Raw genomic sequence first — 14,669 nt, forward strand, 5'->3', positions numbered from 1 at the left:
AAAAATAATCGGCCTTGACATCGATGACAATCGAAGCAGATGGAAACAGGGCGCGAACCGCCTTATGATAAGGTTCCCACATGTCAAGAATCACCGTTTGGACCATTTCTTTCGACAGGCCATTTTGGCTCAACAAGTTGATGGCGGAGTCACATTGGCGATCGGCATGCATTCCCATGACCGATCCAGCTTTGGCATCCATCAATACGGTTTCATACTGCTGTCCCTTTTTTACCGCGATTTCATCTAAGCTAAGCACCATCCCTTTTGGAGAAGAGGCCTCCATCGCTGCTTAGCGCTCTTTTGCTTTTTTCGATGCGATGGAGTAATAGATGCGTTCCAATGTCGTATATGGGATGCGGTGCTTTCGGCTAACCTCTTGAATGGTGGAGCCTTCGCAAAGTTCATACAAGTACTCACAAAATCGATTGGTGTAGTGTTGATTGGGTGAAATCAATTCCAAAGAGGCGGAAAACACTTGGGAACAATTCCAGCACCGATAGCGCTTTACCTTTACGAACAAGTACACCGGTTGATGGAAAAGCGCCAAATCCCGTACTTTTCTTGTCCGTCTGTCGTGGACAGGGGAAGTGGCAAACCCACAATGAGGGCAACGTTCCTGTGTCTCTGTTTTCTCTACATGAATCGCATAACCATAGGAAAGAAGTTCTTGTTTAATCATTTTAAATTCTGGCAATCCTAGTGATATAGAAAGCACTTACGAGACCTCCTTAATGTTTATTTCACCACTAACATTATTGCCAGGATCTCGTTAGTGCTTTCTCTTTTTTGTCACTAAATCACAAAATTTGGTGATGAACCCAAATTCTTAACTTGATGGCTATGGGATTAGTCCCCCCTCCTACCTCATTGCAGTCAGAAATTGTTTTTTGCAAGAAAAAAGTGCAGAGTATTGCAGTATATAAATTCGTTTATGCCGCATAAAAATTCAATCTGAATTCTCGCTATTAAGGGCTTGACATGGAGCCTCTGCAGCCATGATTCTTTTGCCAAGCGGCCAGCTGTAACAGATTTGGCAAACCCAAACAGGTTATCATGGCTACCCCTCCATGTAAAGCCCCTCTGCATAACCATTTGCATAGAAATTTTGCACATCTCTGCACTTTAATTTTGCAATAAACAAGAAATATCTAACGCTATAAAAGTTGGATATTATAAACTATATTGAATTTTTATTTTGCTCATGAGAATCACTAGTACAGCATGTTCCTTTTTCTCTGTTTTCCTCCTGTTTCTCTTCTTTAACTTCTTCAATCTCAAAACTACAACAATCATTGTCTTTTTTCTTATTTAATCCGAAGATGGATAAAAATTTGTTTGACACATCTCTCACCTCCTTTAATTAATCAATAAGAATAAGTACCCAGAAAATGTTGCCATAATAAAGACAGAAGCGATAAAAGCGATTAATAGTTGTTTCTTAAATAAGCTGTTTAGCATAATAATTTCTGGTAAACTTGCTCCTGCGCCTCCGATTAGCAAAGCCATCGTAGGGGCAAGAGGAAGACCCTTTGCAATCAGTGCCTGGCTAACGGGCAACATAGTAGAAAGTCTGATGTATAATGGCACTCCTATAATAGCAGCTAGTGGGATCAACCACCATTGACTTCCCTTAGAAACAGCTTCTAGGAGAGAATGTGGAATAGCTTCTTTAATAAGAGCGCCTATAAAGGAACCGATGAGAATATGGATATATACAGATTTTAGGAGATTAAGTGTATCGATCCAAGCTTTTCTCCAATTCACTTTACCTGTACTTTCGAGCTGCGGAGCTTCTTGACCTTTAATCCGAACGTTTTTTACGTATTTTTCAAATCCCCACTTATCCAATAACCAACCTATAATCATGGAGACTATTAAAGTAACAACAGTATAAATAACTGTAACCTTCCAACCTAATATATATGTCATCATCGTAAGAATCCAAGGGTCCAATAGTGGTGATGTGAACAAATAAGTCATTGCCGTTTGAAAAGGCACTTTTTTATCAAGCATAGTTACCAACATAGGAATTGTAGAACATGAACAAAACGGTGTTACAAATCCCAATAATGCTCCTGATAAATTAGCTAAAAAACGATTTTTAACGAAAAGTGACTTTTCTAATTTATCAAACGGAATTAAATATTCAACGACATTAAGAAGATAAGTTATTAATATGAATAGAACTAAAAGGTTTTTAGCTAAAGAAATAAATTCTTTTGTTATATTCCATAGAATATCCCACATGATAAACTTCCTCCTTTTTATAATAGTTGTAATATACAACTATTCACTAAAAATGAGTTAGTACTTTTTATACCCTTATTATTGTTAATATAGTGTTGGTAATATTGGTATAAGGCTATTTAAGTTACTGGTGAAAAAATATCATCCAGATATAAGAGGTGCTTTTCAATAATTTTGTAAAACGCATAATCACGTTATTGAATTTTAACCACACTAAATCATTGGGTCTCCTCCTTTTTTAGAATGTTTAGAACGACTTACTGTGGTTTTAGGGAGATATCTCTATGCATGGATTAATCCCATATCCTATCTAGCACTACGGATTTGTATATCGTTCCTTAACAACAGCTACTGTTCCTCATGGCTTTTAGTAAGAGATTAATACTTTCATTAACTTGATCTCTTTTTTCTTCAGGAATGTTTTCGACGATTTCTTGAAGATAGGTAATCATTTGGTTACTAATTTGGTCTTCGTATTGCTTTCCTTCTTCAGTAAGTACTAATTCCACATAACGTCGATCAGTGGTAGACTGTTTTCTCTTGATCAATCCTTGTTCTACAAGACCTTGTACATGTCTGCTCAATGTACTTTTATCCAAACCTAAAACATTTGCAACATCATTTAATGAAGGGTTACCTAATCGATTAATTTCATATAATACATGACTTTGAACAAGCGTTAATCCACAACATTCAGCTCCTTCTTTTTGCAATAGACCAAATCGACGGATAAGAATTTGAAGCATTTCTCTAATACAAACTAACTGTTTACTATCTTTACCAGAAAAACTATTGTTCATTATACCACAACTTCCCTCAAAATGAAATTTTTAAAAAAAATATTTTTTCATATATAGAAAATATTGAAAAATCAAAACGGATATTATATACTTCATTATGTAATAAAAATAAAAAAATTCTGTATATTTCAATCATAATTGTATAATACAACTAATTCATTTTACAACTAATAAAACCAAAAAATCGGAGGTGGATCATGAATATTTTGCTCGTCTCTACATTTGAAGGGGGGTTTCAGCCTAATACCATTGCTACTGCAGCAACCCCATTAATAAAAAATGGCTTTAATGTATCTGTTTTGGATACCTACGTCGAAGGGATACAAGAGAATCGTTTCTCCTCAGCAGATTTAGTAGCCATTTCTATTCCCTTGTTTGATGCTGTCCAATCTGGGGTTGAAATAGCTAAAATGGTCAGATCTGTTAACCCGAGTGCACATATTACTTTCTTTGGTCAACATGCAACGATTCATGCGAACCGTTTGGCCGGAAAATACAGTGATTCTTGTGTATGCGGTGAATGGGAAAAGCCACTTGTATATTTAGCTCGGCATCTTTCCGGAGATACCGAGGGAGATGTACCGGGGGTACTATTTGCAGAACAAGCAATAAACGGAGTTTATGTCCATCCTTTTATGTCACGGGATCATTTAGATGTTCCAAGTCGACACCTTCTTCCACCTTTGTACAAGTATCCTCAAAAGCAGATTGATAGGCTTCTTGGTTCATCTCAAATCGTTGGGTCTACGGAGATAGCTCGAGGATGTCATCACAAGTGCTTATATTGTTCTGTATATGCAGCTTATGATGGGAAAGTGATATTAATTCCGGAAGAAATAGTGTTAAAAGATGTTCAGCAACTCGTAGAGGGGGGAATGACGCATCTCACATTTATTGATGCAGATTTCTTTAATGCAAAATACCATGGTATTAAAATCCTTAGAAAGTTACACGCTAAGTTTCCACATTTAACATATGACTTTACTACTCGGGTTGATCACATTTTAGAAAACAAAGAAATCCTTCGTGAGATGAAAGAGTTAGGTGTTAAATTCATTACATCTGCTCTTGAGTTCCCTTCGGACGAAGTTCTTGATGCAGTTGCAAAAGAAACTACAGTTTCGGATATCGAGGAAGCTATTGCATATTTAAGGGAAATTGGAATCAAATTAAACCCTACATTCATTATGTTTAATCCTTGGACCAAATTAGAAGACCTTTCTACCTTCCGTGCTTTTGTAGCTGAAAATCAACTTGAGGATATTATCGATCCAATTCAATATGAAACAAGGCTTTATTTATATAAAGGTTCACCATTGTTATCTCGCTCATCAATTCAGGCACTTGAATTAACAGAGTATGAATTTCATTATGAATGGAAACATCCTGATCCCCAAATAGATGAACTGTATTATGAAATCCTATCTCCTCCGGAAGAAGGGATTTTTAAACGTTGTTGTTTAAAATGCTAATTTTTAGATAGGAGTGATATTAATGTTAGCGTTAAACAATAAATTGCAACAAGCATTTGATACTTTTTTTACCGAAGCCTTAGAAGGTGGGACTCTATCTGAGCGAGACCGTATGGTTGTTATTCTTGCAACGGCTCTGGCCATGGAAGATGTTAATACTTTAAAAAATGCGGTTCTTACTGCAAAACAATTAGGTCTTACAAACGAAGAAATAGGCCATATTAGTGCTATTACTATTGCTATGAAAGGGCAAAAAATCAACGGGTTGGTTTCATTCAATACGCCTACATCAACAAACCAATCCTCTAAATGTTGTGAATAAGGTGGGATAAGATTGTCTCAAAATAAACAGGCAATCATACTTATTGCTCCACGCGATAACGAAATAGATCTAGTTAAAGCTAAAGGGTTTAAAACTATTCTGTTTAGAAAGACCATTAATTTTGAAGAAGCTTTCTCTGTTGATGTCCCTATTGAAGTTGATCTTAACAATGAGTTATTGGTAATTGAAGAATCAATAGAATTAGCTAAGCAGTATGATATACAAGCGGTTTTTACCATGAATGAGTATAGGATTCCTTTATGCGCTCGAATATCTGAAGCTATCGGGTTGGGAAAAGGGTTAAGTTTCCAAGCTGCACTAAATTGTCGTAACAAAAAGCTTACAAGAAAAATCCTTTATGATTCCAAAATAGACCAAGTTCAATTTGCTTTGGTTAAGTCTCCTGATGAATCTTTGGAGATTTTAAAACAATTTTCTTTTCCTGTTATTGTAAAACCATCCAATGATTCTGGTAGTCAACTTGTCAGGAGATGTGAGTCTGAGGATGAGGTAGTTCAAGCGATCAGAGAAATTAAAAATCAAAATACAAACTTTATTGGACAACCTATTGATCCGGAAATTCTTATCGAAGAATACCTGGAAGGTCCAGAGTTTAGTGTTGAGTCAGTAACTATAAATGGGGAAACCACAATCATTGCCATCACAGAAAAGAAAATAACCCCTCCACCTTATTCAATTGAGATTGGTCATACGGTTCCATATACATTAAGTCATGAGGATTATCAATCTGTCTATCAATTGATCTCAAAAGCCCTTTTTATACTTGGAATTCGGAATGCTGTTACCCATGTAGAAATCAAGAAAACTTCATCAGGGTGGCACATTGTAGAGGTAAATGCTAGACCAGGGGGAGACCACATACCGAAGCTAGTTCGAATTGTTACAGGGTATGATTTGGCCGAATTAGCTTTACATATTGCTTTAGGTGGAAGTCTTAGGGATGCACCTAAACATCCTGTTCAAGCTCCTTCTGCCGCAATCCGTTTTTTGATCGCGGATCAACCAGGAACTGTATTGATCAATGACAAAATTCTTAAAGAAGGGCATTGCAATCTTGTTAATGGCGAACTATATGTGCATCCAGGTACAATCGTTCCTCAGACTACAAATAATTATAACCGATTAGGTTATGTGATAACTAAAGGCTCAATAGATGTCCAAGCTTCAGAAATATCTGAAGAAATATTAAAATCTTTGGAACTACGAATTATCTAATATCATTCTAAATAATGATTGGTGGGGATAATATGGCGGCAAAATTAGTTCTTTTAGGTGGTTTTTTAGGTGCTGGTAAAACTACAACGTTAATTGAAACAGCAAAGAGGTTACAGAAACGCGGAAAAAGGGTAGCAATTGTAACAAATGATCAAGGGAAGGAATTAATTGATACTGAACTAGTACGAAATAATGGCTTGGATGCAGAAGAAGTTACTGGTGGATGTTTCTGTTGCCAATTTGAAGATTTATACAAAAATCTCACCCTACTATTAAAAGAAAAACAACCAGATGTTATTCTGGCCGAAGCGGTAGGTAGTTGTACAGATCTAGCGGCCACTGTTATTCAACCACTGAAAAAGTATTATGCAGAAGAATTTAAAACAGCTCCTTTAACAATTGTTGTAGACCCTTCCCGATTGATGGATAACCTTGATTATAAAATAGACGGAAAAAATAAAATATTTTCTCCTTCAGTTAGTTATATTTTTGAAAAACAACTTGCGGAAGCTGATATTATTGCATTAAACAAATTGGATAGATTCCAGCATGAAGAAATTACAGAAGTAATCCAGTTTTTAAAACAGCGCTACCCTCAGGCTGAAATTAAAGCAATTTCAGCAGAGCGAGGAGATTTTCTCGAAGAATTAATAGATCTTTGGCTTTCCGATACTGTAGGCGGGGATAAGGTACTAGATATTGATTATGATTTGTACGCGGAAGGCGAAGCACAATTAGCCTGGATGAACATGTTGGGTGATTTAGTCAATTTAGAAAATGGCTTATTTGATCCAAAGGAATGGGTAGGATCCTTTCTTGAAACACTGAATGGACATTTTCTTCGAGAAAAAATGGCGATTGCTCATCTTAAAATCCAATTGGTGCAGAGTAATGGTTATGTAAAAGCAAGCATGATAAAAACAGGGGAGTCTCCTATTTTTACAATCACTGATGGCAGTCCAAATAAAGAATTTCGTGTTCTTCTTAACATTCGTATAGAGGCTAACCCATCGATGTTAGATTTAATCGTAGCTGAGTCTATTGAATCAACTAATCAGCAGTATGGAACTCATTGGAAAGCAAGCTATCATGAGTGCTTTAGTCCGAAACCTCCTGTCCCAACTCATAGATTAACACCCCAATGTTAATAATATTTGGAAAGGGGATTTTTATGAAAAAGAAACTCTTGATTGAGATATTTCCGAAATATTCAATTCAATCTGAAGATGTCGGATGTTCAACGGAGGGTGGATGTTGTGATATCGTTTCTGACGAATCGAATACTGAAATACAAGAACTAAAGAAACGTTTATTAGAAAGGTTTAAGGATCAAGTAATTGTTCAGATATATAATTATCAGATTCATCTAGATTTGGTTTTGGCTCAAAAAAAATTAGCCTCTATATTAAAAGAAAAAGGGCTTAAAGCAATTGCATCTAATGCCGAAAAAACTATGCAATATGCTACACCATCCGTAATTGTAAACGGTAAATTAATGTCCTTGACCACGATTCCGAAATTGGAGGAAATTTGTAAATCCGTTAATGATGAGATTACGATCAGTACCTAAAAGGCTAGTAATATCCAATCTTTTTAAACCAAATTACTTATGGAAAGGAGAATATTATGGAGCAACATTCAAACACTGTGATAGGCAATCAAAATAGTAAAATACTAAATAAGGATAATGTTTGGCATAGGATGATTCCTCTTACAAAAAATCCTTTAACTGGTCTTTTTATAGCTGTAGCAACAACGCTCATTTTTATGTTAATGGATCTGGTTCCTAATTATTCGTTAGAATCTATTATTGGTATTACAATTGTAGCTTGGCTAGCTGCTGAAAATGGTGGCAATGATGTATCAAAAGGAGTTGCTCCCCTTGTTGCCTCAGGGGTAGCCAGAGAGAGGACAGCTTTAATTTATGGGGCAATTGTCACTGCTCTTGCTGGAACAATATCTATTTATTTTGCAATAAAGTTGTTAAAGCTGTTTACTAGTGGTCTAATTAATTCTAATTATGAAGTCAATACAACAATGGCTTTATCCATGGCAATCGGTGCAACGTTATGGGTCTCATTGGCTACCCGATTTTCTTTACCGGTTTCAACTACACATGCTATAGTAGGTTCTGTTATTATGATTGGGTGTGTAGCTCTTGGGGGTTCAAGTATTGTCTGGTCTAGTCTTGTAAGCAAGGTAGTAATGCCCCTTTTACTTAGTCCGTTGCTCGGTTTAAGCATTGCTTGGGTACTGACTTTTGTCATTCAGTTTATCAAATTACCTTCGAGTGCAGGTAAATTAATTACTTGGATTTCAAGTGGAGCAATTTGCTTCGTCCGTGCGGTGAATGATACTCCTAAAATTGTTGCAATTACGGCACTAGTTGCTATAACATCAATTAACACTAAAAATACCGATGATTTATTTCCATTATTTTTGTTGATAACAGTATCTATGAGTATAGGTAGCCTTGTTAAGGGGTTGTCAGTTACTCAGCTGTTAGCAAGAAAAGTTACACAACTCGATAATCAGAGCAGTCTTTCATCTGTATTAACTACAACATTACTCGTTATGGCTTCTAGTCGATTTGGTTTACCAGTATCTACGACTCACGTTTCAACAACAGCTATTATTGGAGCAGGATTAGGAAAAAATAAAGATGCTATTAATTGGTCTGTAGTTCGTGACATGGTGTTATCTTGGATTGTAACATTACCTGGGGCTGGTATATTAGCTATGTTAGCATATTATATTTTAATTTTTGTGAAATAAAGGTAGATTGGTGATGGTTAAAGTTTGGAATGTTCGTCAAGCCAGAGAGGATGACCTTTTAGAGATCCTTAATATTTATAATCAAGGAATTGAGGATAGAATAGCTACTTTAGAGCAAGATTTAAAATCGATTGATTATATAAACAATTGGTATCACCATCGTCCTGAACGTTATACTGTTCTTGTAATAGGTGATGAAAAAATACGAGGATGGGCTTCATTAAATCCTTATTCACATCGCTGTGTCTATGATGGTGTTGCCGATATATCCATTTATATTGAACGGTCATGGAGAGGCAAAGGATTAGGTTCGGTACTACTTTCGGCCCTCGAAGGAAAATGGATTTTATAAGCTGGTTCTATTTACATTTCCATTTAATCAAATAGGTCAAAATTTGTATCGAAAAATGGGATTTCGGGAAGTAGGTATATTTAAAAAGCAAGGAATACTAGATGGAAGATTTGTAGACACCATGGCAATGGAAAAACTATTGTTTTAAAAGGAGCCATTCAGTGGCTTCTTTTTGATTATATTTACACTGCATAATATAAATTGTGTTATGTTTTTTGATAAGGTAATGGCAGTATATACTGTTTTATCCCTTTTACAAACTAGGTTACTAGATTTATCTTAATACTCTTTTGTTGGTCGTTATATTCTTGCCGAATAAATCTCAATACATCGTTGTTAGACTTATCATAATTGGTCTGGTCCGTTGTATTGCAATAGTAGTTGTTAGATTTATTTGTAAAAGGATGATAGAGAGTATGTAATTGGAATTGTAGCGTTTAACCCTGTATTCTTTACAGTCGGCAGCAATAACTCTGAACCAGCGATTACCGTCACTGTTGGTATATTTGGGAGTCGTTCTGGTGCATCCTTTGTAGCTGTCATTCGATTACTTATGGAAGTAACTGTAATGATTGTATTAGTTAACATAGCATTATGAGGTTCAACGAAAATACTTTAAAACAGAAACGGCATAATTATTAAATAATAAAGGTGGAATGAAATATGAAAAGTAAAAAGACGATTTACTTCTTATGCACAGGAAACTCTTGTCGCAGTCAGATGGCGGAAGGATGGGGTAAAGTTTATCTTAGTGATGAATGGAACGTATACAGCGCTGGTATTGAAGCGCACGGACTCAATCCAAAAGCAGTGAAGGCTATGAGAGAAGTAGGGATTGACATTTCTAATCAAACATCTGATATCATTGATCCTGAAATTTTAAACAAAGCTGATTTAGTAGTAACACTATGTGGTCACGCAGCTGATCATTGTCCAGCAACACCGTCACATGTGAAGCATGTACACTGGGGATTTGATGACCCTGCGAAGGCAGAGGGGACAGAAGAAGAAAAATGGGCAATTTTCCGACGTGTTCGCGATGAGATCGGTGAAAGAATTAAACGTTTTGCCGAAACAGGTGAATAATAAATTTAATCATTCTTTCTTTGAAATCCCTGTTGCAACAAATAATGATTGCTTGTTAATCCCTTAATGAATTTGGACACTAGCTAAGTTTGTTCTTTATAATCGAAGCGACCATAGAATTTTAAACAACTTTTTTGTAATTGATGTCTCAACAATTTGAATATTTGATTTAAAAATTAAACAACTATTTTTTTACACCATTCAGATTTCTGAATGGTGTTATCCATATTTTAAAGACTAAAATTAAACGACTTTTTTGTAATTGTACAAACACACGTCACGATGCATGTAATCGGACGTGTGTTTTTTATATGAATGTATGCTATGCCTTGTTGTCTCGTTTGTTTTGCTGATACAGTTGTACGATTTGTTCTTCCCGTTCGCTAATGATAACTTTTGGAACAGGCGTCGGTTTTTTGTTTTGATCGATGGCGACCATTGTTAAAAAGCATGTGGTTGTTAAGTGATGTTCGCCTGTAAATAAATCTTCTGTTTCGACTTTGACGAATACTTTCATGGATGTGCGACCGGTCGAGTAGACGAATGCTTCAAGCTTTAAAATATCGCCAACTTTTGCGGACGAAATGAAATCAACTTTGTCAATCGAAACGGTGACGACTGCTTTTCGCGCATGGCGCATGGCGGATATTGCCGCAATTTCATCAATATAAGCTAAAACGGTACCACCAAAAATCGTGCCGAGATGGTTCGTATCAGAAGGTAATACGAGCCGTGTTTGAATCGTTTTCGACTGCTCGGCGCTTACTTCCATAACTTTTTCCCTCCGTACGCTAAAAGACGCTCGCGGTATTCGCGTGCTGCCTCTACCATCACTTGAAGTGCGGCAATCGTTTCTTCTTCTTTTCGAGTTTTTAATCCGCAATCAGGATTGACCCAAAATTGTTCTGGACGAAGAACGCGAAGTGCCCGTTCGATTTGTTCGCTTAGTTCTTCTTTTGTCGGAATGCGCGGACTATGAATGTCATACACCCCTAAGCCAATTTCCTTTTGATACTCATATGTTTCAAATGATGAAACAAGTTCACCATGGCTTCGTGATGATTCAATGGAAATGACATCCGCATCAAGCTCATCAATGATATGCATCATATGTTCAAACTGTGAATAGCACATATGGGTGTGAATTTGCGTCTCCTTTTTCACCGATGAGGTAGCGAGACGAAACGCCATAACGGCATCTTCCCAATATGATGCATGTTTCTCTTTTTTGAGCGGCAATCCTTCCCGTAACGCTGGCTCATCGACTTGAATGATGCGTATCCCTTCCTTTTCTAACTGCAATACTTCCTCACGAATGGCGAGGGCGAGCTGCATCAGCACATGTTTTCGTGGAATATCGTCGCGAACGAACGACCAGTTTAAAATGGTCGCAGGACCTGTCAGCATTCCTTTCACAGGTTTATTTGTCAGCGACTGAGCATACACTGTTTCTTCTACAGTCATTGGATATAAATGAGCAATATCTCCAAAAATAATTGGCGGGCGCACACAACGCGAGCCGTATGATTGCACCCAGCCGTTTGTTGTGCATGCCATGCCTTGCAGTTTTTCACCGAAAAACTCCACCATATCTGTACGTTCAAATTCGCCATGGACAAGCACGTCGAGCTGCAACTGTTCTTGAATGTCGATCCATTTTGCGATTTCTTTTTTTATAAACGACTTATATTGATTGTCGTTCCATTCGCCTTTTTTCCACTTCATCCGAGCTTGGCGCACGTCGCTCGTTTGCGGGAAGCTTCCAATCGTTGTTGTCGGTAAAAGCGGAAGTTGTAAATGGGCTTGTTGTACTTTTCGTCGTTCGTTGTAAGGCACGCGGCTTATCGGAACAGTTTCAGTTGTTTGTTCTTGTTCGTGGTGAAGTTTGGCGAAATAAACGTTTGTTTGTTCATCGTATTTGATTAGCTCGTCGATCGTTACGTTTCCGTTCATATACTCTGTCAACATACGTATCTCATCTAATTTTTCATCGGCAAATGATAAAGCCCCAGCAAGCTCCGTCGGCAACGTATGTTCATGTCTTGTCGTGACAGGAACATGCAGTAAGCTGCAAGACGGTTGAATGATCAGTTGTTCAGAAACGCCTGCTAAATGATGAAGGAGCGTTGCTTTTTGTGCAAGCGAGCTTTTCCATACATTGCGACCGTCTACAATCCCAGCAACTAATATTTTATCTTTCGGGAATCCATAGGTGTTTATGTTTTTCATGTTTTCGCCATTATCATGTACAAAGTCAAGCCCAATGCCTGCGACAGGTAAAGCAACGATTTCACGATAATGCGACACGCTATCAAAATATGTTTGTAAAATAAGGTTTATATTTGGTACATCGCGATGGAAAACTTCATATACATCACGAAATGCATCGATGATGTCATCATCTATATCTTGAACGAGAATCGGTTCATCGATTTGGACGAATGACACGCCCGCTTCTCTTAGTTGTTTGAATAATTCCACATAAAGAGGAACTAATTGTGCGAGATATTTTCGCCACTCGTTTCGCGCGTATTGCTTAGAAAGCAAAAGAAATGTAACCGGGCCAAGCAATACAGGTTTTGTTTCTAAATTGAATGTTTCTTTGACAAGCTTGTATTCTTTCAATAGGCGATTATCCACTAATTTCGGCTTCGTTTGCCCGATTTCAGGCACAATGTAGTGATAATTTGTATTAAACCATTTCGTCATTTCAAGCGCATGTTGCCCATTCGTCCCACGCGCCATCGCAAAGTATTGCTCTAGCGGATTAACTATTTGTTTGAATCGCTCTGGAATATATCCGAACATAAATGCTGTATCTAACACGTGATCGTATAAGGAAAAATCTCCGATCGGAATGAGATCAATTCCTTTCTCGACTTGTTTACGAATGGAATCCAGTCGAATCGTCTCCATCGTCTTTGTGAATTGCTCTTCGTTTATTTGCCCATTCCAAAAAGATTCTAACGCTTTTTTCCACTCTCTTTTCTCACCAATACGCGGATACCCTACATTTGAACTACGGATGAACAAGTTAAGCACCTCCAGTCATTTTATCCCAATCAAGCAAAAAACCCTCTTCCAAACAGAAGGAGGGCATAGCTAGCTCGTATTGAGATACATGAAGTGCCTCAAGATCATATGTCCTCACTCCTCCCTATGACGCGTAGGTCGTAAGTGCATACAACAGGCAGGTCTCCTGACTTAGCTTCATCGCCGTCTATCTCCTTCCCATTTCAAATGAAACAGTGGATTGTGATAAACAGCTCTGCATCACAGTGGCGCGACCGTGTTGGACTTTCACCAAACTTCCCTTTTAAGATTCACAGCATGTGTGAACCACCTGTTGCGTGAACTTATTATTTTGTTGTATAAAATTCAGAATAAACGAACTTTTTGTTTTTTTCAACTGAAATGTTTTTTTCGTGTGGACGTCTTGAGAAACGCTGTGATAAATGGGTATATTTTTCTTTTAAGTTAATATTCATATTTTATTGATAATTTTATGTTAAAAAGTATTGATTTTTTTTTTTTTGTCCTAAATCCGTGATGAATTGAAATTGACTTTGATTTTGTTGTAATTTTTATGGATGTATGATCCATAAAACCCTTTTTATGCTTATGACCTATGTCATCTCTATTTCTGAAAATGAAACAAATCTCTTTTTTGGGTGTGAAAACCAAAAAAAGAGACAAAAAAGCACAGGGAGTGACGTTGGACATCAATATTCGAACATTTGTTCTTTATCTTACCTCTCTCCATTTCTGATAGACGTTCAGTAGGAATTCGCTATAGCCACTCCTTCGCGTTAGTTTCATCCATAGCTGCCGCGATCGGCGAACGAGTCGTCCTGCCATCGTGATCACCGTCTGAATGATCGTCTTGATGCGGCGGCGTTTCACTTTATGATGTAATGGATGTCTCGGATCGCTTAATAGATCTTGTCCAATCAGGCGAAGAAGGTTGTACACGAATGCTCCCATGACTAACACGAGCGCATTCGTTTTCATCTTCCCAGATGGAATTCGCTCTAAATCTAAGTCGCTTTTCAGTTCGCTATGAAACTGTTCGCATGTCGCATGATCGTGATACAATGCGAGCACATCACTCATTCGAACATGCTCGTATCCTTCGAGGCGCACCCAGTAGCTTTCGACTTCGTAATTAGGAACGAGCATCAGCTGTCCATTTCGTTCCATCGTTCGTTCCGTCACTTGGGTGACTTGAACGTACGTATACGTGTTTCCATCGATCGCTACCTTCTGTGGAAGGCATAACTCATACGTTTGTACTCCTTCGGTTTGTCCATCATCGACGCGTCTGCCCTTTTGCGAAGCGATCTGGAACCAAAGCGCTTTCGATTCTCGGCGTAAGT

General features: G+C 37.5%; 13 protein-coding genes, 2 pseudogenes and 1 riboswitch. Of the genes and pseudogenes, 8 read left to right on the forward strand and 7 right to left on the reverse strand.

What is annotated here, in order from left to right:
• The 4 genes and pseudogenes from ABEV15_RS13800 to ABEV15_RS13815 form a co-directional block, all read right to left on the reverse strand.
• Positions 1 to 718 (reverse strand): annotated as a pseudogene (locus ABEV15_RS13800) (transposase); the annotation flags it as partial.
• A 462-nt stretch (positions 719 to 1,180) separates the two neighbouring features.
• Positions 1,181 to 1,345, reverse strand: a complete 165-nt coding sequence (locus ABEV15_RS13805; RefSeq protein ID WP_498853529.1) for a hypothetical protein — start codon at positions 1,343 to 1,345, stop codon at positions 1,181 to 1,183.
• Between the two features lie 14 nt (positions 1,346 to 1,359).
• Positions 1,360 to 2,250, reverse strand: coding sequence for a permease (locus ABEV15_RS13810; protein ID WP_498853530.1), 891 nt, complete (start codon positions 2,248 to 2,250; stop codon positions 1,360 to 1,362).
• 338 nt (positions 2,251 to 2,588) lie between these two features.
• The gene (locus ABEV15_RS13815; protein ID WP_498853531.1) at positions 2,589 to 3,050 is read right to left on the reverse strand and encodes a MarR family winged helix-turn-helix transcriptional regulator; all 462 of its coding nucleotides are present in this window, start codon (positions 3,048 to 3,050) and stop codon (positions 2,589 to 2,591) included.
• Between the two features lie 197 nt (positions 3,051 to 3,247).
• Here ABEV15_RS13815 and arsL point away from each other — a divergent pair, with 197 nt between their 5' ends.
• The 8 genes and pseudogenes from arsL to arsC all read left to right on the forward strand — a co-directional run bounded on the left by arsL (position 3,248) and on the right by arsC (position 10,293).
• Positions 3,248 to 4,522, forward strand: a complete 1,275-nt coding sequence (arsL, locus tag ABEV15_RS13820; RefSeq protein ID WP_498853532.1) for an arsinothricin biosynthesis radical SAM protein ArsL — start codon at positions 3,248 to 3,250, stop codon at positions 4,520 to 4,522.
• A gap of 22 nt (positions 4,523 to 4,544) precedes the next feature.
• A complete protein-coding gene (locus ABEV15_RS13825; protein ID WP_498853533.1) occupies positions 4,545 to 4,844 on the forward strand; it encodes a carboxymuconolactone decarboxylase family protein in 300 nt (99 codons plus the stop codon).
• 12 nt (positions 4,845 to 4,856) lie between these two features.
• Positions 4,857 to 6,080 carry an ATP-grasp domain-containing protein gene (locus ABEV15_RS13830; protein ID WP_498853534.1) on the forward strand — a complete coding sequence of 408 codons (1,224 nt, stop codon included), beginning with the start codon at positions 4,857 to 4,859 and terminating at the stop codon, positions 6,078 to 6,080.
• Between the two features lie 32 nt (positions 6,081 to 6,112).
• On the forward strand, positions 6,113 to 7,228 hold the full coding sequence (locus ABEV15_RS13835; protein WP_498853535.1) for a GTP-binding protein: 1,116 nt from the start codon (positions 6,113 to 6,115) through the stop codon (positions 7,226 to 7,228).
• 23 nt (positions 7,229 to 7,251) lie between these two features.
• Complete coding sequence (gene vcpD, locus ABEV15_RS13840) at positions 7,252 to 7,650, forward strand: ArsD-related vicinal cysteine protein VcpD (protein ID WP_498853536.1); 399 nt, start codon at positions 7,252 to 7,254, stop codon at positions 7,648 to 7,650.
• Between the two features lie 56 nt (positions 7,651 to 7,706).
• Entirely contained in the window at positions 7,707 to 8,855 is a 1,149-nt protein-coding gene (locus tag ABEV15_RS13845) for an inorganic phosphate transporter (RefSeq protein ID WP_498853537.1), read from the forward strand.
• 13 nt (positions 8,856 to 8,868) lie between these two features.
• Positions 8,869 to 9,355: pseudogene (locus ABEV15_RS13850) on the forward strand (arsinothricin resistance N-acetyltransferase ArsN1 family A).
• A gap of 515 nt (positions 9,356 to 9,870) precedes the next feature.
• Positions 9,871 to 10,293: an arsenate reductase (thioredoxin) gene (gene arsC, locus ABEV15_RS13855; RefSeq protein ID WP_498853538.1), complete on the forward strand. Its 423-nt coding sequence runs from the start codon at positions 9,871 to 9,873 to the stop codon at positions 10,291 to 10,293.
• 322 nt (positions 10,294 to 10,615) lie between these two features.
• Here arsC and ABEV15_RS13860 read toward each other — a convergent pair whose 3' ends face one another.
• The 3 genes from ABEV15_RS13860 to ABEV15_RS13870 all read right to left on the reverse strand — a co-directional run.
• On the reverse strand, positions 10,616 to 11,065 hold the full coding sequence (locus ABEV15_RS13860; protein ID WP_498853539.1) for an acyl-CoA thioesterase: 450 nt from the start codon (positions 11,063 to 11,065) through the stop codon (positions 10,616 to 10,618).
• A complete protein-coding gene (gene metE / locus ABEV15_RS13865; RefSeq protein WP_498853540.1) occupies positions 11,056 to 13,326 on the reverse strand; it encodes a 5-methyltetrahydropteroyltriglutamate--homocysteine S-methyltransferase in 2,271 nt (756 codons plus the stop codon). Before metE ends, ABEV15_RS13860 begins: the two co-directional genes overlap by 10 nt.
• 139 nt (positions 13,327 to 13,465) lie before the next feature.
• Positions 13,466 to 13,655: riboswitch (cobalamin riboswitch) on the reverse strand.
• A gap of 382 nt (positions 13,656 to 14,037) precedes the next feature.
• On the reverse strand, positions 14,038 to 14,669 hold a 632-nt coding region (locus tag ABEV15_RS13870), incomplete at its 5' end, for a transposase (protein WP_498853541.1).

The organism is Bhargavaea massiliensis, from assembly GCF_050480245.1.
Lineage (GTDB): Bacteria > Bacillota > Bacilli > Bacillales > Anoxybacillaceae > Anoxybacillus.